Annotated in this window: 1 protein-coding gene; it reads right to left on the reverse strand. The window is 60.7% G+C overall.

The features are described 5' to 3' along the window. Nucleotides 1-218: 218 nt before the first annotated feature. A complete protein-coding gene (locus ACFVXH_RS41490) occupies nt 219-545 on the reverse strand; it encodes a DUF2510 domain-containing protein (protein WP_387482557.1) in 327 nt (108 codons plus the stop codon). Between the last annotated feature and the right edge of the window lie 470 nt (nt 546-1,015).

A 1,015-nucleotide genomic window follows, 5' to 3' on the forward strand; every position in this document is an offset into this window, starting at 1 on the left:
CCACATCAAGCGCATCCACCAAAGCTATGCCGATACGCGCATCATCTTCGAGCGTGGCGGTGAAGTGCTCTTCGCCACCATGCGAACGCTCGACAGGATCCGCGGATACAACTTCGACATGGTTCTCGAAGCCAGTGCGTGACCTGATCGAAGCGATCCGAATTGTGTGGGCGCTCATCGAGTTCTGGGTGATCTAGCGGTTGGTCGCTGAGCTCGGCTCATTGCCGGGGCAGTGTCGCTGCAGTCCATTCACTGCCGTTGAACCAGCGGACCTGAGACGGATCCTGCTGATCGGGATACCACCCCGCGGGCATGAGTACCCCCGGGGCGCGTCGCTGCGAGGGCAGGGGAGCGGGCTTGACGACCAGCGCTCGAATGGCGAACACAACCCAAGTGATCACGCCGCCTGTCACCGAGAACGACAACAAGATGAAGAACAACCCAGCTCCACCCCAGTCCAGGCCCGTGGCCAACAGGAGCAGGATGAGCAGTGCGGCGACAGATATCGCCGCATTGGCGATCTTCACACCTTGGTCGTTCTTCACGGATCAACTCGCTTCTCTCGATGGTGGATACATCGTGCCACCTCAGCCCAGATGCGACGCCAGGATTCCCGATCGGAAGAACGGAAGTACGCATATGCCCAGCCTCGCGCTGATCAAGTGGGCGATCGTCAACACCTTGCGGATGCGGAGGTCATGATGGCTAACCCTGTAGTGGTAGCACCTCACCGAGGGTGGGTGGAGGAGTACCGCCGGGGACCACCCCGAGGCTAGGCACTGGGCGTACATGACACCACGCAACTGGCGCACAGCTTGCCGTGGCGTTACAGCTTCCGAAGTGAAGGGCATTGCGCCGATGACGATTACACCCGACATGCTGGACGCGCTGCTTCCAAGTCTCGTGCGAGCTGATCGAAGGACGTGACGTGATGGCGGACCCGAGCGGACTGCAGCCGATCAAGTGGTCTGACTTCGAGCCTGACCAACCTGACACCGAGCCCGGTCCGTATCTC

Origin of the sequence: Kitasatospora sp. NPDC058184, from assembly GCF_042883725.1 — a bacterium.
Lineage (GTDB): Bacteria > Actinomycetota > Actinomycetes > Streptomycetales > Streptomycetaceae > Kitasatospora.